The 18,444-nt window shown below is 66.3% G+C and carries 16 protein-coding genes and 1 pseudogene; 13 read left to right on the top strand and 4 right to left on the bottom strand.

What is annotated here, in order from left to right; genetic code table 11:
* The first annotated feature begins 4 nt into the window (after positions 1 to 4).
* The 7 genes from IPM80_21340 to IPM80_21310 all read left to right on the top strand — a co-directional run bounded on the left by IPM80_21340 (position 5) and on the right by IPM80_21310 (position 7,155).
* A complete protein-coding gene (locus IPM80_21340; GenBank protein ID MBK8960892.1) occupies positions 5 to 1,435 on the top strand; it encodes a sigma-54-dependent Fis family transcriptional regulator in 1,431 nt (476 codons plus the stop codon).
* A 90-nt stretch (positions 1,436 to 1,525) separates the two neighbouring features.
* On the top strand, positions 1,526 to 1,828 hold the full coding sequence (locus IPM80_21335) for a DUF1244 domain-containing protein (protein ID MBK8960891.1): 303 nt from the start codon (positions 1,526 to 1,528) through the stop codon (positions 1,826 to 1,828).
* A 32-nt stretch (positions 1,829 to 1,860) separates the two neighbouring features.
* Complete coding sequence (locus IPM80_21330) at positions 1,861 to 3,219, top strand: hypothetical protein (protein MBK8960890.1); 1,359 nt, start codon at positions 1,861 to 1,863, stop codon at positions 3,217 to 3,219.
* A gap of 4 nt (positions 3,220 to 3,223) precedes the next feature.
* On the top strand, positions 3,224 to 3,853 hold the full coding sequence (locus IPM80_21325) for a response regulator transcription factor (GenBank protein MBK8960889.1): 630 nt from the start codon (positions 3,224 to 3,226) through the stop codon (positions 3,851 to 3,853).
* A gap of 117 nt (positions 3,854 to 3,970) precedes the next feature.
* Positions 3,971 to 6,460: a TonB-dependent receptor gene (locus IPM80_21320; protein MBK8960888.1), complete on the top strand. Its 2,490-nt coding sequence runs from the start codon at positions 3,971 to 3,973 to the stop codon at positions 6,458 to 6,460.
* A gap of 25 nt (positions 6,461 to 6,485) precedes the next feature.
* Positions 6,486 to 6,923, top strand: a complete 438-nt coding sequence (locus IPM80_21315; GenBank protein ID MBK8960887.1) for a response regulator transcription factor — start codon at positions 6,486 to 6,488, stop codon at positions 6,921 to 6,923.
* 10 nt (positions 6,924 to 6,933) lie between these two features.
* The gene (locus IPM80_21310; GenBank protein ID MBK8960886.1) at positions 6,934 to 7,155 is read left to right on the top strand and encodes a hypothetical protein; all 222 of its coding nucleotides are present in this window, start codon (positions 6,934 to 6,936) and stop codon (positions 7,153 to 7,155) included.
* A 10-nt stretch (positions 7,156 to 7,165) separates the two neighbouring features.
* Here IPM80_21310 and IPM80_21305 read toward each other — a convergent pair whose 3' ends face one another.
* From IPM80_21305 to IPM80_21290, 4 genes and pseudogenes are all read right to left on the bottom strand, one after another.
* Positions 7,166 to 9,181, bottom strand: coding sequence for a PQQ-dependent dehydrogenase, methanol/ethanol family (locus IPM80_21305; protein ID MBK8960885.1), 2,016 nt, complete (start codon positions 9,179 to 9,181; stop codon positions 7,166 to 7,168).
* A 164-nt stretch (positions 9,182 to 9,345) separates the two neighbouring features.
* Positions 9,346 to 9,564, bottom strand: a pseudogene (locus IPM80_21300) (hypothetical protein).
* Between the two features lie 394 nt (positions 9,565 to 9,958).
* Positions 9,959 to 10,903: a PQQ-dependent catabolism-associated beta-propeller protein gene (locus IPM80_21295; protein ID MBK8960884.1), complete on the bottom strand. Its 945-nt coding sequence runs from the start codon at positions 10,901 to 10,903 to the stop codon at positions 9,959 to 9,961.
* A 50-nt stretch (positions 10,904 to 10,953) separates the two neighbouring features.
* Positions 10,954 to 11,517, bottom strand: a complete 564-nt coding sequence (locus tag IPM80_21290; GenBank protein ID MBK8960883.1) for a hypothetical protein — start codon at positions 11,515 to 11,517, stop codon at positions 10,954 to 10,956.
* 559 nt (positions 11,518 to 12,076) lie between these two features.
* Between IPM80_21290 and IPM80_21285 the strand changes: the two genes are divergently transcribed.
* From IPM80_21285 to IPM80_21260, 6 genes are all read left to right on the top strand, one after another.
* Entirely contained in the window at positions 12,077 to 12,544 is a 468-nt protein-coding gene (locus IPM80_21285) for a 4Fe-4S dicluster domain-containing protein (GenBank protein MBK8960882.1), read from the top strand.
* Between the two features lie 21 nt (positions 12,545 to 12,565).
* Positions 12,566 to 14,416 (top strand): aldehyde ferredoxin oxidoreductase family protein, encoded by a 1,851-nt coding sequence (locus IPM80_21280; GenBank protein ID MBK8960881.1) that lies wholly within the window; start codon positions 12,566 to 12,568, stop codon positions 14,414 to 14,416.
* A 32-nt stretch (positions 14,417 to 14,448) separates the two neighbouring features.
* Entirely contained in the window at positions 14,449 to 15,717 is a 1,269-nt protein-coding gene (locus tag IPM80_21275; GenBank protein ID MBK8960880.1) for an NAD(P)/FAD-dependent oxidoreductase, read from the top strand.
* Between the two features lie 75 nt (positions 15,718 to 15,792).
* Positions 15,793 to 16,044, top strand: a complete 252-nt coding sequence (locus IPM80_21270) for a MoaD/ThiS family protein (GenBank protein MBK8960879.1) — start codon at positions 15,793 to 15,795, stop codon at positions 16,042 to 16,044.
* Between the two features lie 18 nt (positions 16,045 to 16,062).
* Complete coding sequence (locus IPM80_21265; protein ID MBK8960878.1) at positions 16,063 to 18,081, top strand: sulfotransferase; 2,019 nt, start codon at positions 16,063 to 16,065, stop codon at positions 18,079 to 18,081.
* Positions 18,068 to 18,379 (top strand): hypothetical protein, encoded by a 312-nt coding sequence (locus tag IPM80_21260; GenBank protein MBK8960877.1) that lies wholly within the window; start codon positions 18,068 to 18,070, stop codon positions 18,377 to 18,379. Before IPM80_21265 ends, IPM80_21260 begins: the two co-directional genes overlap by 14 nt.
* Positions 18,380 to 18,444: the final 65 nt, after the last annotated feature.

The following is an 18,444-nucleotide window of genomic DNA, read 5'->3' as shown; positions in this document are numbered from 1 at the left end:
AGCCATGGCGCGGAACCATGACATCGAAACCCTGCACGCCGAAGTGCCGCTCGGCGTGACCTCGGTGCTGGTGGTTGACGACGAGGCCTTGTTCGCCAAGGCCGTGGTGCGCCACCTCGAGAAATCCGGCTACCGCTGTGCCCACGCCGGCAGCCTGGCGGCGGCGGACCGCCAGTTGGCGGCGCAGGGCGCCGATCTCGTGCTGCTCGACATGCGCCTGCCCGACGGTTCGGGGCTCGACTTCCTGCAGCGGCTGCGCGCGCGCAGCGCGGTGCCGGTGATCGTGATGACCGCCTACGGCGAAGTGGAAGACGCCGTGCAGGCGATGAAGTGCGCCGCGTCGGATTACCTCAAGAAGCCCGTCGACCTCGAGGAACTGCGCGTCAATATCGAGAAGGTGCTGGCCCAGGCGGCGCTCGGTCGCCAGCTCGAATATTCGCGCACGCGCGAAATTTCGCTGACGCCGGGCGCGCAATTGATAGGGGCATCGGCGGCCATCGACGAAGTTCGACAACAGGTGGCGCGCATCGCGAGCCTGGTCGGCGGTGGTGCCGCGCCGGCGCCCACCGTACTCATCACCGGCGAGACCGGCACCGGCAAGGACGTCACCGCGCGTCTCCTGCACCAAGGCTCGGCGCGCGCCGCGCTGCCCTTCGTGCACGTCGACTGCGCGGCGCTGCCCAAGGATCTCATCGAGTCGGAGCTGTTCGGTCACGTCAAGGGCGCCTTCACCCATGCGCTCGCCGAGCGTACCGGACTCATCGAGGCCGCCGAGGATGGCGTGGTATTCCTCGATGAAATCGGCGAATTGCCGCTGGAGCTGCAGGCCAAGCTGCTGGCCGTGCTGGAACGGCGCACCCTGCGTCGCATCGGCAGCAGCCACGAACTGCGCAGTCGCGCGTGGTTCATCGCCGCCACCAATCGGCCGGTCGCGGAGATGGTTGCAAGCGGCGCGTTGCGCGCCGATCTCTACTACCGCCTCAAGGTGCTGACCCTGGAATTGCCGCCGCTGCGCGCGCGCGGCGATGACATCCGCCTGTTGGCCGAGCATTTTCTTGGCGACAGTGCGCGACGCTACGGCGCGCGCGACGCGCGCCTCTCGGCGGCCGCGCTCGAGCGCCTGTGCGCCTATGGCTGGCCCGGCAACGTGCGCGAACTCAGCCATGTCATCGAACGCGCCGTGCTGTTGTCGGGCGGCGGTCTGATCGATGCAAGCGCGCTCGCGCTTGGCGATGGCGCCAGCCCGGTCGCGGCGCCGCCGCCGACCCCGATATTGGAAGACATGACGCTCGAGGAATTGGAGAAGACCATGTTGGCGCGCGCGCTGAAGGGCAGCGCCGGCAACATCTCGGAAGCGGCGCGTCGCCTCGGCATCACGCGCATGGCCATGCGTTATCGCATGGACAAGCATGGCCTGCGTGGTGACGAGGTCTGACGGCAAACGCGGCGCGCGCCCTTATAATCGAACGCGGCGCCCGGCGCGGAAGCGGGCGCAGCATGCAATCTCCCGAACCAGGTGAACCCCATGGAAGCACAGACCGAAATCGAAATCGAAGCGGCAGCCTTCCGGCGTTTGCGCGACTACCTGCGCGAACATACGGAAGTGCAGAACATCGACCTCATGAACCTTGCCGGCTTCTGCCGCAACTGCCTGGCCAAGTGGTATCGCGCCGAGGCCGAGACGCGCGGCGTCGCGATGGATTACGAGCAGGCGCGCGAACGGGTCTACGGCATGCCCTACAGCGAGTGGAAGGACAAGTACCAGCTCGAGGCCAGCAGCGAGCAGCAGGCCGCCTACGCCAAGCGCCAGGCCCAGCCCGACCACTGACGCCGCCTTGACGCGCAGCGAGCTGGCCGGGCATGGACTTACGCGTACGCCTGACGCTGCTGTTGTCATTGATTTTCGGCGCGACCTTGGCGGTCGGCGTTGCCTACCTGCTGGCCGATGTCCGCCAGGCGGTGCTCGACGAACTGAACGCGTCGAGCGATCTCGCGACCACCTTGCTGCAAGGCCTGGTCGCGGCGCCCGGCGCCACCGTCAGCGACGCCGAGCTCGGCGAACTCACCGCGCGCCTCACGCGCGACGCTGCCATTCGGCATCTGCGTTTCGAGGTCGTGCATGACGGTGAGGCGAAGCCGTCGCGCGCCACGCGCCGCGTCGCCCATTCCAGCACCGCGCCGGCCTGGTTCGCGGCGCTGGTGCGGCCCGCTCCCGCCGAACTCGAGCACGCCGTGCCCTATGCCCATGGCCGCATCGTGATCGCGGCCGAGCCCGACGATGAGATCAGCGAGGCGTGGCGCGAGACCCGCACCACCATGGTGGTGTTGTTCGTGATCTGCGTGGGCGCCATCGCGCTGGTTTTCGTGTTCCTGGGGCGCGCCCTGCAACCGCTGGCCAAGCTGGCCGAGGCCCTCGAAGGCATCGAACGCGGCCAGTACACCGCGCGCGTGCCGGTGGTGGGCCTGGCCGACATCGATGCCATCACCACCCGCTACAACCACATGGCGGCGGCGCTGGCCGCGAGTCATGCCGAGAACCTGCGCCTGGCGCAGCGCTCGCTGGACATCCAGGAACAGGAGCGTCGCCATCTCGCCCATGAACTGCATGACGAGATGGGACAATCAATCACCGCCATCAAGGCCCTCGCGGTGTCGATACGCGAGCGCCTGGAGGTGACACAGCCGGCGCTGGCCGAGCGCGCCGCCACCATCACCGACGTGTCCAGCGATATCTATGCGCGGGCGCGGCGCATGATGGCGCGCTTACATCCGGTGATGCTCGACGAACTCGGTCTGGTGGCGGCGATCGCTTCGATGATCGATGAGTGGAACGACCATCATGCCGAATGCTTTTGTCGTTTCGAGGCGTCGCGCAGCCTGCCCAAGCTCAACGCCGCCGCGCGCATCGGCCTGTATCGCATCGTGCAGGAAGCCCTGACCAATATCGCGCGGCACGCCGCCGCGAGCGAGGCCGCGGTCGAATTGCACGTCGGCGACGACCATCAGGATTGCGCGACGCTCGAGCTATGTATCGAGGACAACGGTCGTGGTTTCACGCCCGCACAGCAGCCGCGTGGTCTCGGGCTGGCGGGCATCAAGGAGCGTGCGCAAACCCTGGGTGGACACTTGGCGCTCGAATCGGCGGCCGGCGCCGGTTCACGCTTGCGCGTTCGCCTGCCGCTCGCCATGCTGCTCGAAACGGAGAACGAACTTGGCTAATCCGATGCGCATCCTGTTGGTCGACGATCATGCGGTCGTGCGGGCCGGCTTCAAGACCTTGCTGGAAAACCAGGGCGACCTGTGCGTGGTGGCCGAGGCCGAGAGTGGTGAAGCCGCGTGCCGGCAGTTCGTCGAGCATGCGCCCGACCTCGTCATCATGGATCTGAGCATGCCTGGTGTCGGCGGTATCGAGGCCATTCGCCGCATCGTGTCGCGCCAGAGCGATGCGCGCGTGCTGGTGTTCAGCATGCACGAGGACACCCTGTTCGTGGAGCAGGCGCTGCAGGCCGGCGCGCGCGGCTATATCGGCAAGAGCAGCGCGCCGGTGGTGCTGGTCGAGGCCGTGCGCCAGATTGCCAACGGCAATATCTATATCGACCCCGACATCGCACAACGCCTCGCCTTCCAGAAGACCAAGGGCAGCGATTCGCCGTTCCAAGCCTTGTCGACCCGCGAATTCGAAATCGTGTGCCTGCTGGCCGAGGGCTTGAGCGTCAATGCCATCGCCAATCGCCTCGCGCTGAGCTACAAGACCGTCGCCAACTACGCAACCCAGATCAAGAGCAAGCTGGAAGTAGAGACCAGCGCGGAACTGACGCGTCTCGCGATCCGTCACGGCTTGGTTCGCGCCTGAGGCGGGTGTTCATCGCGCGGGAGATTTTCCCGCGATACGCGGGGGAATTTCCCGCCGCCCGCGCCCGTTTCTGCCACTACAATGCCGGCCGATTCGATCACATGGACCGAGCCGAAAGTGAACAATTGCAGAGCGCGCGATGTGATCGCGCAAACCTGTTTGATGGCGATGTGGGTTGCCGCGGTACCGACCATCACCCTGGCCGCCGAAGGCGCGGGCTTCGATGACGAAGTGGTGGTGGTAGCGCCGGCGCCGGGTGGCGACGGCATCGCCGCCGAGCGCTTGCCGTTCACGGTGCAAGCCGCCGATGCCGATGCCTTCAAGCGCGCGCAAGCCAGCGATCTCACCGATTATCTCGGCGCGCATCTCGGCAGCGTCAGCATCAATTCGGCGCAGAACAACCCGCTGCAACCCGACGTGCAGTACCGCGGCTATACGGCCTCGCCGCTGCTGGGGCTCGCGCAGGGCATCGCGGTGTTCCAGAACGGCGCGCGCATCAACGAGCCACTCGGTGATGCGGTCAACTGGGATCTCATTCCCGAATCGGCCATTCACAGCATGACCATGCTGGGCGGCAGCAACCCGCTGTTCGGTCTCAATACCCTGGGCGGTGCGCTGTCGATTGAAATGAAGAACGGCTTCAATTTCAGTGGCCACGAAGTGGAGGCGTCAGGCGGTTCGTGGGGTAGGGCGGAAACCAGTGCTGAAAGCGGTGGCAACAATGGCACCTTGGGTTACTACGTCAACGTCGACTATTTCACCGAGGATGGCTGGCGCGATCTGTCGGACTCCGACGCGGTGAACGTTTACGGCGCGGCTAGCTTTCGCGGCGAGAATTCAAAGCTCGATCTCGGCTTTCAATATGGCGACACCGACCTCACGGGTAACGGCCCGGCGCCGGTGGGGCTCGCGGCGCTGGACCGCGAGGCTATCTTCACTGCGCCCGACATCACGAAGAACGAGGCCTACAGCTTCACGCTGAATGGTGATCATGAAGTCGGTGAGGGCATCAAGCTCGCCACCACTGGCTACTACCGGGATATCAAGACCTCGTCGTTCAACGGCGACGCCGCCGATCTTTTGGCCTGCCAGCTCGGTGGTGGCAATTTCCTGCTGGAAGGTCTCGAGGACGACGACCTCGCGCGCATCGGCATCGACGACGACGACCTGTGTGAGGCCAACGTGCTGGGCGCCGCGAACCCGGCAGCGCTCGAGGCCGCGATGAACGCGCTGCTGGCGCCGGGCGACGAAGCGTTCAACCTCGACGACCTGACACCGACGCTCACCGGCAGCGGCGTCATTGGTGATGCAGCCATCAACAACCTGAGTTCGCGCAGCCAACAGAGCTACGGCCTCGACCTGCAGGGCAGTGTGCAGCGCCCGTTGTTCGGTCACGACAACTACCTGGTGGCGGGCGCCGGCTATGCGCGCGGCGAAGCGCGCTTCAAGTCGACGGTGGAACTGGCGGACCTGGACCCTGTCACGCGCAGCACCGCGGGCCTCGGCCTCAGTTCGTTCCTGGGTCGCGAAGCAACCGAGGTCGATACCGTCAACGGCACCTGGAGCGTGTATGTGCTCGACGCCTTCGATGTCACGTCGCGCCTGACGGTCACTGCCGGCGGGCGCTACAACCGCACCGCCGTCAAGGTCAGCGACCTGTCGGCGGCGCGTCCCGAATTGAACGGCAGCCACGACTATTCGCGGTTCAATCCGACCGTTGGAGCGACATTCAAGCTTGCCGAGAACAACAGCGCCTACGCCAACTACAGCGAATCGTCGCGCGCACCGACGCCCATCGAACTGTCGTGCAACGAAGACACTTTCGAGCGCGCGCGCGCCGCGGCTGCCGCGCGCGGTGAGGATCCGGACGACGTCGACTTCGAATGCCGTCTGCCGAATGCCTTCCTCGCCGATCCGCCGTTGCGCCAGGTGGTGGCCAAGAGCGTCGAATTCGGCGTGCGCGGCAAGCTCGGCGTGGTCCAGCACCGGCTCGGCTATTTCCGCACCGCTAATCACAACGACATAATTTTCCAGACCACGGGGCGTGGCACGGGCCTGTTCGCCAACGTCGATGAGACGCTGCGTGAAGGCTTCGAATCGGCATTCGCCGTCAGCTTCGAGCGCTTCGACTACGCGATCGCCTACAGCTACGTGCGCGCGACCTTCGAAGACCAGTTCCAGGTACAGAGTCCCAACCATCCGTTCGCCGATAGCAATGGCGAGCTGACCGTGAACAAGGGCGATCGTCTGCCGGGCATCCCCGATCACCAGTTCAAATTCAGCGCCGACTGGCGCACGCCGTGGAGCCTGGTGCTGGGGCTCGACCTGCTCTACAACTCGGGCCAGTTCCTGCGCGGCGATGAATCGAATCAACTCGATGCACTGGACGGCTATGCGCTGGTCAACCTGCGCGCGTCCTATGCCGTGAACAAACACTTTGAAGTGTTCGCGCGTGGCACCAACCTGTTCGATACCGACTACGAGAGCTTTGGCCTGCTCGGCGAGGACCCGTCCGAGGTGATCCCGGGCCTCGCGGATCAGCGGCCAATATTCGTTGGCGCCGGCGCGCCGCGCGCGGGATGGGTCGGGGTGCGGATGACGTTCTGAGGCGGCTCGGGCGCGCAGACCCGCCATGGGTGTCAATATACTGCTGGTCGACGACCACGCCATCGTTCGCGTTGGTTTTCGAGCCCTGCTGGAGCAGCAGCGCTGGTGCGGCGACATCACGGAAGCGGCTAACGGCGAACTCGGCTATCTCATGTTCCGCGACGCCAAGCCCCATGTCGTCGTCATGGATCTCTCGATGCCGAAGATGTCGGGCGTCACCGCCATCCAGCGCATCAGGAGCCTCGACGCGGCCGCTCGCATCCTCGCGGTCAGCGTGCACGACGAAGGCGTATTCGTCATGCAGGCCATGAAAGCGGGCCGGTATGTGTCAAGCTTGGCGCCGGAGAACTCGTCGGCGCGGTGCGTGCGTGGCGGCGGGGAAGACTACATCAGCAACAGTATTGCCCGAATCGCCATCGCGTCCGCGGGGCGGAAAATCCTTCGAACAACTCTCGGCGCGTGAATTCGAAATCGTGTCGATGGCGACCAGTGGTGTCGATCCGCGTGAAATCGCACTGCGGCTCTCCATCCACTATAAGACCGTGGTCAATTATCTGACCCAGGCCAAGCGCAAGTTGAACGTGACCAATGCCACCGAGATGACCAAACTCGCCATCCGTCATGGCATCGCGGACGTGTTGCCCGGCGATGCGGCCGAAGAGCGGGCACGCTCTCAGGTGACCGCCCTGTCGTAACGCTACCGCGCTAGGGCGTTGAAGCCTGCGCGGCCTTCGTCTCTCGTGCTCGCAGACGGATGAAGTGCATCAACCCGCCGACATCATCGGCTGTCAATTCGGCGAAGCGCGGCATGCCGTTGGCAATCTTGGCGCCTTTCAGCACCACGGCTTCAAACGCGTCCCGATCGGCCGCGAGCGGCGATTCGCGCAGATCCGGCGCTTCGCCGCCCGCCACCATGCCGGCGCCGTGGCAGTACAGGCAGGAACGTGCGAAGAGATCGCGGCCGTGCTCAGCGAGCTTGGCATCGATTTTGAAATCCGGCGGGTCCAGTGGCTGCGCGAAGGCCGGCGGCGGCGAAGGTGGTACCGGCTGCTTGCCGTCGAGCGCGAAGGTATAGAGGCGGCGCGGATGGACCTTGTACTTCCACCCGTGTTGCGCGGCCAGCGAACCCAAGATCGTGCCGCCGCCGCCCCAGCCGACCAGCAAGGACACGTACTGTTTGCCGTCCACGGTGTAGGTGATGGGCGCCGAGGAAATACCGGAACCGAGCTGCACCGACCATAGCTTGTCGCCCTTGGCGGCATCGTAGGCGACGAACTCGCCGTCGGCGCGGCCCTGGAACACGAGGTTGCCCTTGGTGGTCATGGTGCCGGCGTTCCACACCGGCGGCAGATCGTGGGACCAGACTTTCTTCTGCTTGATCGGATCCCAGGCGAGGAGGCGCGCCTGGCCGATGTCTTTCGGCACGTCTTCACCGCCGAACGCGACGCCCGGGTCGACCTTGAAATGCGGCGACTGCCACTTGGCCGCATCGAAGCCCTTGTCGTTGTAGAGGCCAGGCATGTCCCAGGCCGGGATGTACACCAGGCCGGTGCCCGGGTTGTAGGACATCGCATGCCAGTTGTGCGCGCCCCACGGGCCCGGCCACACCAGTTCCTCGCCGTCCTCGTAGCGCGCGCCTTGCACTTCGACCGGGCGTCCGGTTTTGAGATCGATGCGTTCGGCCCACGTCACCTTGCCGAACTTCTCGGCCGACAGCAGTTCACCGTTGGCACGGTTGATGACGTAGAAGAAGCCGTTCTTGGGCGCCTGCAACAGCGCCTTGATCGGTTGGCCGCCGTACTGCACGTCGGCCAGCACGATGTCCATGTTGGCATTGAAGTCCCAGGTTTCGCCGGGATTGGTCTGGTAATGCCACTTGTATTCGCCGGTGTCGGCATCGACCGCGACGATCGAACACAGGAACAGGTTGTCCCCGCCGCCCGGGCTGCGCAGTTTCTGGTTCCAGGGTGAGCCGTTGCCGGTGCCGATCAAGAGCTGGTTGAACTCGGCGTCGTAGGTCATGCCGTTCCACACGTTGCCGCCGCCGCCGTGTTTCCACCATTCGCCGCTCCAGGTCTTGGCCGCCATTTCCATGGCCTTGTTCTCGAAGCCGTCGGCCGGATTGCCGGGCACGATGTAGAAGCGCCAGGCCTGCTTGCCGGTCTCGATGTCGTAGGCGGTCACGTAACCACGCGCCGCTTCGTGCTCGGTGCCGCCGTTGCCGATGATGACCTTGTCGCGGAATACCTTGGGCGCGCCGTTGACGTAGTAGGACTTGCGCGGGTCGACGGTCATCGTTTCCCACAACTGCTTGCCGGTCTTGGCGTCGAGTGCGACCAGGCGACCGTCGACGGTGGAGATGATGACCTTGCCCTTGTAATAGGCAGGTCCGCGGTTGATGTCCCACATGACGCGCAGGCGATCGCCGGCGTGCTCGATGGTCTTGGGATCGAATTGCCACAGGATCTTGCCGTTGCGCGCATCGACGGCATAGGTGCGGCTGTAGCTGCCGGTGAAATAGAGCACGCCGTCGACCGCCAGCGGCGTTGCTATCAGGGAGCGTTCGTTGGGCAGGTCTGTGACCCATTGGATGCCGAGCTTGCCGACATTGGCGGCGTTGATTTCGGCTAGCGGGCTGTAGCGCTGTTCGGTGGAGGTGCGGCCGTAGGCGGGCCAGTTCGAGCCGTCGCCAAGCTTGGCTAGGTATTCGTCATCGACCAGCGTGTCCGCCGCCTGCGCCGTGGCCGTCGCGAATGCCAGGCTGCCATTTTAAATGAAACTATCAGAAAGAAAAAGATAGGGCCTGGCGGTGGATCCGGCCGCGCGCCGCGTGCCGTCGCGCGGCTCGCCGTCTCCGGCTTCTTGGGCCGCCGTCGGGCTCCTCCCTATAGGTCGCCCCGGCGCCCTCCCGCCCGGCCCGGTGGGGGGGGGCCCCCCCCCCCCCCCCCCCCCCCCCCTCCTGGTGGCCCCGGGCGGCCACCCCCCGGAAACACCCCCCCCCCCCCCCCGGGGGGGCCCCCCCCCCCCCCCCCCCCCCCCCCCCCCCCCCCCCCCCCCCCCCCCCCCCCCCCCCCCCCCCCCCCCCCCCCCCCCCCCCCCCCCCCCGGGGCTTCCCCGGGGGGATCGAACAGCGCAACTGCGAGCGGTCGTCTGCGGGCTCTTCTTCGCCTCGCGGTGTGGGCGGCCCCCCCCGGCCCGCCCGGGGCCCCGGGGGGAGTTCCCCGTGGCGGTGGGAATTCCCTGTTTTGGCTGCCTGGGCGGGCGTGGCTTGAAGGTGTCAGGGAGCGGCGCAGGTGCGCGAGCGTGCGCGCGAAGCGCGCCGTCTTGACAGGCATGCGTCGCACGACACGCGGCCGCGAATAATTTTGAGACCAGCTCTAGCGAGTATTGCGCTTGCGCGCGAATCTCGGCGGGACCACGAGTGGTATCGGCTGCCGTGCGCCGCGGGAGCAGCGCGTCAGCCGACGGAAGCTGACGCACGGCTACATTTAGACGCGCTCAGTCGTCGATGACGATGCCCCACGGCGCTTCGCCGACCGGGATGCGGGTCGTGACGCTGTTGTTCTTGGTGTCGATTACCGAGACCTGGTTGTCGGCGCCGTCGGTGCTGTAGAGGCGGGCACCGTCGCGCGATTGGGCGAGGCCCCACACGCGTTTGCCGACCGGCACGCTGGTGATGACTTCCAGGGAGTTGGCGTCCAGCACGAATACACGGTTGGCGCGTCCGCCGGCCACGTACAGGCGCTTGCCGTCGCGGCTGACCAGGATGTCCTTGGGTTTGGCCTGGTCGTCGGAGAGCGCCATCTTGCCGAGGATGGTGCCGCTCGCGACGTCGACCTTCTTCACTTCGCCGCCAATTTCGGAAGTGGCGTAGGCGAGCTTGCCGTCGGCGCTGAACGTCGCCGCACGCGGCCGCGCGCCGACCAGGATGCTGTTGACCACCGTGTGCTCGGGGATGGCGATGATATGCAGCATGTTGGTCGATTCGCTGGTGACAATGGCGCGCGTGCCGTCGGGCGAAATGGCGACGCCTTCCGGCTCGATGCCGACTTCGATCTCGGTCACCAGCTTGCCGGTGTGCGGGTCGATGACCGAGGCCTTGGCATCGTTCTCGTTGGAGATGTAGATGTTGCCGTTCTTGTGCACGGCAAACGCTTCGGGATCGTCGCCGCTCGGGAAGTGGCCCTTGACCTCGAGCGTGTTCGGATCGATGACCGCTATCTGGTTGTCGACGCTGACCGCGACGTAGATGGCGCTGCCGTCCGGCGCAAGCCCGATGCCGCGCGGGCGCTTGCCGATGGCGACGGTCTTGACGACTTGATTGGTCTTGGCATCGATGACGCTGACGCTGTCGCCTTTCTCATTGGTGACGAAGACCCGGCCGCTGGCCGCGACGCAGTCGAGCGCAAGGGCGAGCAGCAGGGCGAAAACGGGAATGCGCATGATGTAACTCCGTTGGGGGATGTCTGGGATTGAGGCGTCGCGCGGCCGGCCTACCTGGCACAGCTCGTATTACCGAGGGAATCGAGATCGCCGTTGGCGGCGACGCCGCGCACCGGTGCTTCACCGACAATCTTGCCGTCTTCGACCAGCAGCAGCGGCTGTCGCAGTTGGCCGTTGTCGCGAAAACTCATGTCCACGCCTTTCTGGCCATCGAAGGCGAGATCCTTGCGCAGCGCGCCGAGCAGGGCGGTGGGCTCGGCGGAACGAAGTCGCGCGACGGTATCGGACAAGAGCTTGACCGCCGCCCACGCCGCCCAAGCATGGTCGTTCATGGCGCGGCCCGCGCCGTCGCTGTAGCGCTTGTTCAACTGGCTGCCGGCGTACATTTCCGCGCCGGCGTCCCAGGCGCGCGCCGCGGCGTGGCTGTCGGGCTGCTTCTTGCGCCATTGCGCGAGGGCGTCGACGCGCATGGCCTGGCTGGGGATGGTGTGGAAAAGATTGGCGATGCACTGCGTGCGCAGGGCGTCGTCCTCGGCGTGCACGTTCAAGACCGGTAGTCCGCGCACCGCCGTCGCCAGCGCCGGCAGGGCATCGGCTCCGGCATCCGCGACCACCGCGCTGGCCTGGGCGGCGAGGGCGGCATCGGCGTCGGCGCTGCTTACCAGTTCGTAATCGAGGCCGAGGAACTTGCCCTGGGCATTGGCTTCCTTGATGCCCTGCGCGGCGCCCGGCGTGGGCGTCGCCGTCGACGGGCCCGATGAAGGCGATGCGCACCGTCAACGGCGTTGCGGCCCACGACGGTGCGCTGCTGAGCAGGGCGAAAACCACGACCATGAGGGCGGCGGGTGGGCCGATACGTAGGCGATGGCGACTGGGATGACGGTTCATATTTACAGCGCGGCTCGGTCTGGTGTTTTCGATGGAATCTCGCTAGTCTGAGCCGGCCCCGTAGCCGCTCTTGAGCGCTCGGCATTCTATATCCGAGGATGCAGCAATACCTGCGCTGTTAGGCGCCTGGCAACGGGAAAAATTCACGAGGGGAGCGCACTCGGTGCGTGGCGTCGGAGAGCGAGGGCCGGCTCTGGGTCGGTGGCAACGACGGCGAGCGTGTCACGCTCCTCGATCATTCGGAATGCGGTCCGTCGCGGACGGGCGCAATCGAGGAGAACCCTGATGCTCAAGGCGCTGCAACTCGAACCTGAAAAGTGCACCGGCTGTCTGCAGTGCGAGATGGCGTGTTCGTTTGAGAACGAGGGGGTGTTCAATCCCTCCAAGTCGCGTATCAAGGTCTTCAATTTCCACGACGAGGGCCGCTTCGCCCCTTACACCTGCTCGCAGTGCGCGGAAGCCTGGTGCATGCACGCCTGCCCGGTGGAAGCGATCGTCATCAATCCCGCCACCGGCGCCAAGGACGTGCTCGAAAGCGTGTGCGTCGGCTGCAAGGTGTGCACCATCGCCTGCCCGTTCGGCACCGTGAATTACAACGCCGATACCGGCAAGGTGGCAAAGTGTGACCTGTGTGGCGGCGACCCGGCCTGCGCCAGCGCCTGCCCGACGGGCGCCATCACCTATGTCGACGCCGAACACACCGGCCTCGAGCGCATGCGCGCCCACGCCGCGCAATCGATTCCCAAGGCTTGATCCAGGCGGGAGACTCGCACCATGGCATGGCAAAGAAAATTACTGCGCGTTGACCTGACCGCCGGCACCTGTGTGTCCGAGCCGCTGAACATGGAGTGGGCGCTGAAGTACATCGGTCAGCGCGGTCTGGCGACCAAGTACCTGTGCGCCGAAATCGACCCCAAGGTCGATGCGCTGGCGCCCGGCAACAAGCTGATCATGGCCACCGGCCCCCTGACCGGCACCATGGCCGCCACCGCCGGCCGCTATTCGGTTATCACCAAGAGCCCGCTGACCGGCGCCATCGCCTGCTCCAATTCCGGTGGTTTCATCGGCGCGGAATTAAAGGCCGCCGGTTGGGACATGATCATCTTCGAGGGCAAGTCGCCGAAACCCGTCTACCTGCTGCTGGAGAATGACCAGGCCCAACTGCTGTCGGCCGAGGCGTTGTGGGGCAAGTCGGTGTGGGAGACCGACGACATCATCCACACCACTCACCAGGACCCGCTGCTGCGCGTGGCCTGCGTCGGGCGTGCCGCCGAGGAAGGCTGTTTGTACGCGGGCGTCGTCAACGACAAGCACCGCGCCGCCGGCCGCTCCGGCGTCGGCACGGTGATGGCATCGAAGAATCTCAAGGCGGTCGCCATCCGCGGCACGCTGGGTGTCGGTGGCGTGCGCGATTTCAAGTCGTTCATGAACGCCGCCGCGGTCGGCAAGAAGGTGCTGAAGGACAACGCGGTGACCGGCATCGGCCTGCCGACCATGGGCACGCAGGTCCTGATGAACGTCATCAACGAAGTGGGCGCCATGCCGACGCGCAACATGCGCGAAGTGCAGTTCGAGGGCGCATCGAAGATCTCGGCGGAGGCCATGCACGAGCCGCGCGAAAGCGACGGCAAGCCGAACCTCGTCACCAATGCCGCCTGCTTCGGCTGCACCATCGCCTGCGGGCGCATTTCGACCATCGATCCCCAGCACTACACGATCAGCAACAAGCCCGAATACAAGGGCGCCTCGGGCGGGCTCGAATACGAAGCGGCCTGGGCACTGGGCTGTGATACGGGCGTGGATGATCTTGACGCGCTGACCTATGCAAATTTCATCTGCAACGAAGACGGCTTCGACCCGATCTCGTTCGGCTCGACCGTGGCCGCTGCCATGGAGTTGTTCGACATCGGTGCCATCACCACCAAGGACACCGGCGGTATCGAGATGCGTTTCGGCTCGGCCGAGGCTTTGACCAAGGCCGCCGAACTGGTCGCGACCGGCACCGGCTTCGGCAAGGATCTCGGCCTCGGCTCCAAGCGCCTGACCGCCAAGTACGGCCATCCGGACCTCTCGATGACGGTCAAGGGCCAGGAATTCCCGGCCTACGATCCGCGCGGCATCCAGGGCATGGGCCTGACCTATGCCACCTCCAACCGCGGCGCCTGCCATCTGCGCAGCTACACCGTGTCGTCGGAAATCATGGGCGTACCGGTCAAGACCGATCCGCTCTCGACCGAGGGCAAGCCGGAGTTGGTGAAAGCCTTCCAGGACGCCACCGCCGCCGTCGACTCCACCGGCCTGTGCGTGTTCACGACCTTCGCCTGGACCTTGGCCGACATCGCGCCGCAGGTCGACGCCGCCTGCGAGGGCGGCTGGACGCCCGAGACCATGCTGGAGGCGGGCGAGCGGATCTGGAACCTCGAGCGCCAGTTCAATCTCGACGCTGGCCTGACGGCCGCCGACGATACGCTGCCCAAGCGCCTGTTGAAGGATGCGGCCAAGACCGGCCCGGCCAAGGGCCATGTCAACCGGCTCCACGAAATGCTGCCGCAGTATTACGAAATTCGTGGCTGGACCGCCGATGGGCGCCCGACCGCCGACACCTTGAAGCGGCTGGGCGTCTGAGCACGTCCGCGAGCCACCGGAGCATAGCAGCCATGCAACATGTCGTGATTGGAGCCGGGCCGTCGGGCGTCATCGCCGCCGAGACCCTGCGCAAACTGCAACCCAGCGCCAGCGTCACGCTGGTCGGCGATGAGCCGGAAGCGCCGTACTCGCGCATGGCGATCCCGTATTTCCTGATCAAGCAGATCGCCGAGCAGGGCACCCACCTGCGCAAGACCGCCGATCATTTCGCGCGGCGCAATATCAGCGTCATGCAAAAACGCGTGACGGGACTGGACCGCGCTGCCCGCCAGCTCACGCTCGCCGGCGGCGAGACTCTCGCCTACGACAGGCTGCTCATCGCCACCGGCTCGCGCCCGGTGTCGCCGCCCATTCCCGGCATCGATCTGCCCGGTGTGACCTCGTGCTGGACCTTGGCCGATGCGCGCCGCATCGCCGCCACCGCCAAGCCGGGCGCGCGCGTGGTGCTGATGGGCGCGGGCTTCATCGGCTGCATCATTCTCGAAGCGCTGGCCAAGAGCGGCGCGACCTTGACGGTGGTCGAGATGGAAGGCCGCATGGTGCCGCGCATGATGAACGACACCGCCGGCAACATGATCAAGGACTGGTGCCAGGAACATGGCGTCACCGTGCATACCTCGACCAAGGTCGACGCAATCGAGAAGCACGGCAATGCGCTGCGCGTGGTGCTGAACTCGGGCGCCACGGTCGACGTCGACCTGGTGGTGTCGGCGACCGGTGTGAAGCCGAACATCGAACTCGTGAAAGACAGCGGCATCGCGACCGACCAGGGCATCCTCGTCAATCGCCAGATGCAGACCAACGATGCGAACATCTTCGCCGCCGGCGACGTCGCCCAGGGGATTGATTTCTCCACCGGCGAGTACTCGGTGCAGGCCATTCAACCGACCGCCGCCGATCATGGTCAGCTGGCGGCGCGCAACATGGCGGGCCAGAAGGGCGCGGTGCATCGCGGCTGCGTCAACATGAACGTGCTCGATACGCTGGGCTTGATCTCGAGCTCCTTCGGCCTGTGGATGGGCAAGTCCGGCGGCGACTCGGCGGAACTGCTCAATCGCGAACGGTATCGCTATCTCAATCTGCAGTTCGAGGATGACGTGCTGGTGGGCGCGACCAGCCTCGGGCTGACCCAGCATGTCGGCGTGCTGCGTGGGCTCATCCAGACCAAAACCCGGCTCGGCGCCTGGAAAGAAAAGCTGGTCGCCGATCCGACGCGCATCATGGAAGCCTACCTGGCCAGCACCCAGGCGGTCGGTTTCAACGCCGGCGTCTTGAAGTAGCATCGCGCGGCGCGATGCGGTTAGCATGCCGGCACCGCGCGCCAGCGCGGCTGGCCGGTGTGGCGAGAGCAGCGCGTGAAGATCACATTCAAATTGTTCGCGTCGCTGGCGCAGTATCTGCCCAGTGACGCAGTCCGCAATATCGTCGAGATCGATGTCGACCCCGACACCACGGTGCACGAGGTCATCGACCGCTTCCATGTGCCGCGCCCGTCGGCCCACCTCATCCTGATCAATGGCCTGTACGTCGAGCCCGAAGATCGCGACCGTCCCATGCTGAAAGCCGGCGACGCACTTGCCATCTGGCCGCCGGTGGCGGGCGGCTGACGCGCCACCGCGAGACCCATGACCCTGCCCCCGCACGAGGCCGCGCTCGGCACGCAGCCCTTGTTCGACAACGCGCAGCGCCTGCACGCGGCGGGTGATCTGCGCCAGGCCGAGTACCTCTACCGCGAGATCCTGCGCCGCGATCCTTCCCATGCCGCCGCCGTCGGCGCGCTGGGCGTCATCGCCTGCCAGAGCGGCAACCTCACGGCCGGCATTCAACTGCTGCGCGAAGCCGTGAACCACACGCCCGGCGACGCCGATCTCAACAACAATCTCGGCATGGCCCTGATGTCGACCGGCGACGCGGCGGCGGCGCGACCGCTGTTCGAACGGGCGCTGGCGGCGCGCGCGCGTTTTCCCGAAGCGCATTTCAACTGTGGCAACGCCTGCCTCGCCGAGGGACAGAACGCGGTCGCCGAGAAGCATTACCGCGCGGCCCTGCGCCAGCGCGCCGACTACGTCGATGCCGCCAACAATCTTGGCAACCTGCTGTTCGAAGCGGGGCGCATGGATGAAGCGGCGCAGTTCCTGCACAAGGTCACGCAGCTCGCGCCGCGTTTCGCGCCCGGTCAGCTCGGCCTGGCGCGGGCCTTGGCCGGCGCCGGGCGCGTCGAACAAGCCATCGCCGCCTGCCGGCGCGCGCTGGCGCTGGACGATACACCGTGGTCGGCCTGGGAATTGCTGGCGCTGTGCCAGCGGCGCGCCGGCGACCTGGAGGGCGCGGCCGAGGCGCTGGCGCGTGCCGCCAGCCTTGCGCCCGACGGCGCGGGTCTGCGCGATCAGTTGGGCCTGGTGCAGTTCAGCCTCGGCCAGGTGGAGGAGGCGGCCGCGAGCTTCCAGGCGGCCGAGAACCTGGCGCCGGACAATCCCCAGCATGCCAACCACGTTGGCATGGCGCTGGGCGCGCGGGGCGAGGCGGACGCTGCGCGTCGGGCCTTCGGGCGCGCCCTGGCGCTCGCGCCCGGACACGCGGAAGCGCTGCGCAACCTGGCGGAAATGGTCGGCGACGATGACGAAGCCGAGGATCTCGAGCGACGCATCGACGCCGCGCTCGTGTCCCAGGCCGCGCCCGGCGCACGCAGCCAATTGCTGTTCGCGCAAGGCCGATTGCGCGACCGCCGCGGCGACTACGGCGCCGCGTTCGCCAGTTTCAGTGCGGCGAACGCTCTGCGTCGACAGGAAGTGCCTTTCGATCGCGCCGGCCAGCGCGATTTCATCAACGCCGTCATCGAGACCTTTTCCGAGGATTTCATGCGCCGGGCCGCGAACCTCGCCGATCCCAGCGAACGGCCGGTGTTCATCCTCGGCATGCCGCGCGCGGGCACGACCCTGGTCGAACAGATCGTCGCCAGCCACTCCGATGTCCATGGCGCCGGCGAACTGGTGTTCTTTCCCGCCCAGGTGCCGGCCTTGGTGCGTCGTGACGGGCACGGCAGCGGCTATCCGCGCGGCCTCGCGCGACGTCTTGCCGAGATGGGTCAGCTCGCGCCGCGCTACCTGGCCCTGCTCGCGGCGCGCGACCCGCGCGCGCTACGCGTGACCGACAAGATGCCGTACAACTTCCTGTATCTAGGCGTCATCGCGGCGCTGTTCCCGCACGCCCGGGTGATTCACTGCCGCCGCGAACCGCTCGCCACCTGCCACTCAATATTCACTCGCGACCTGGCCGGCAGCCATCCCTATTCCTATGACCTCGACAGCCTGGCCGAGGCCTATGTCGGCTACCGGCGGCTGATGGACCATTGGCGCGAGCGCCTGGCCGTCTCCATGCTGGACCTCGACTACGAGGCTTTGCTCGACGACCAGGAAGGGCAGAGCCGGCGCCTCATCGAGTTCCTCGGGCTGCCCTGGCAGGATGCCTGCCTGCGCTTCCACCAATCGCGGCGCGCCGTGACCACCGCCAGCCAATGGCAGGTGCGCAGGCCCTTGTACGGCGAGGCGCGCGAGCACTGGCGTCACTACGCCGAGGCGCTGGCGCCGCTGACCTTGGCGCTCACGACGGCCGGTGTCTTGGGCGGAGTCGATGAACGGGCCTGAATCGAGCGCGGTGCGCGTCGAGCGCCCCGCGATGGGCATGTCCCACGATGATTTTTTCAGGGTGCTGCCGAGGGTGCTCGAAGGCCTTGCCTGGCGGCGCGAAGGTCTCGCCATCCACGCCGAGTGGCCGCAGGGCGCGCGGCTGGTGGCCAGCGTGTCGCCGCAGCGTCAGCGGCGCATTGCTTCACTGTGCCTGCCGATGGTCGACATCGAACTCGTTTTCAGCAACCTCGATGCCGTCGAGCTTGCCGCCTTCCTGCAGCGCTTCGACATGGCCTTTCACAAGGGCGGCGGCTGATAGGTGCTGCCCCGTTGGCGCCGTACTGCTCCGAATTGTGGCGTCGCATCGTTGCAAACACGCTA

The organism is Pseudomonadota bacterium, from assembly GCA_016719885.1.
Taxonomy (GTDB): domain Bacteria; phylum Pseudomonadota; class Gammaproteobacteria.
The sequence above is the reverse complement of the archived record's forward strand: the minus strand, read 5'-3'. Positions and strand labels throughout refer to the sequence as shown.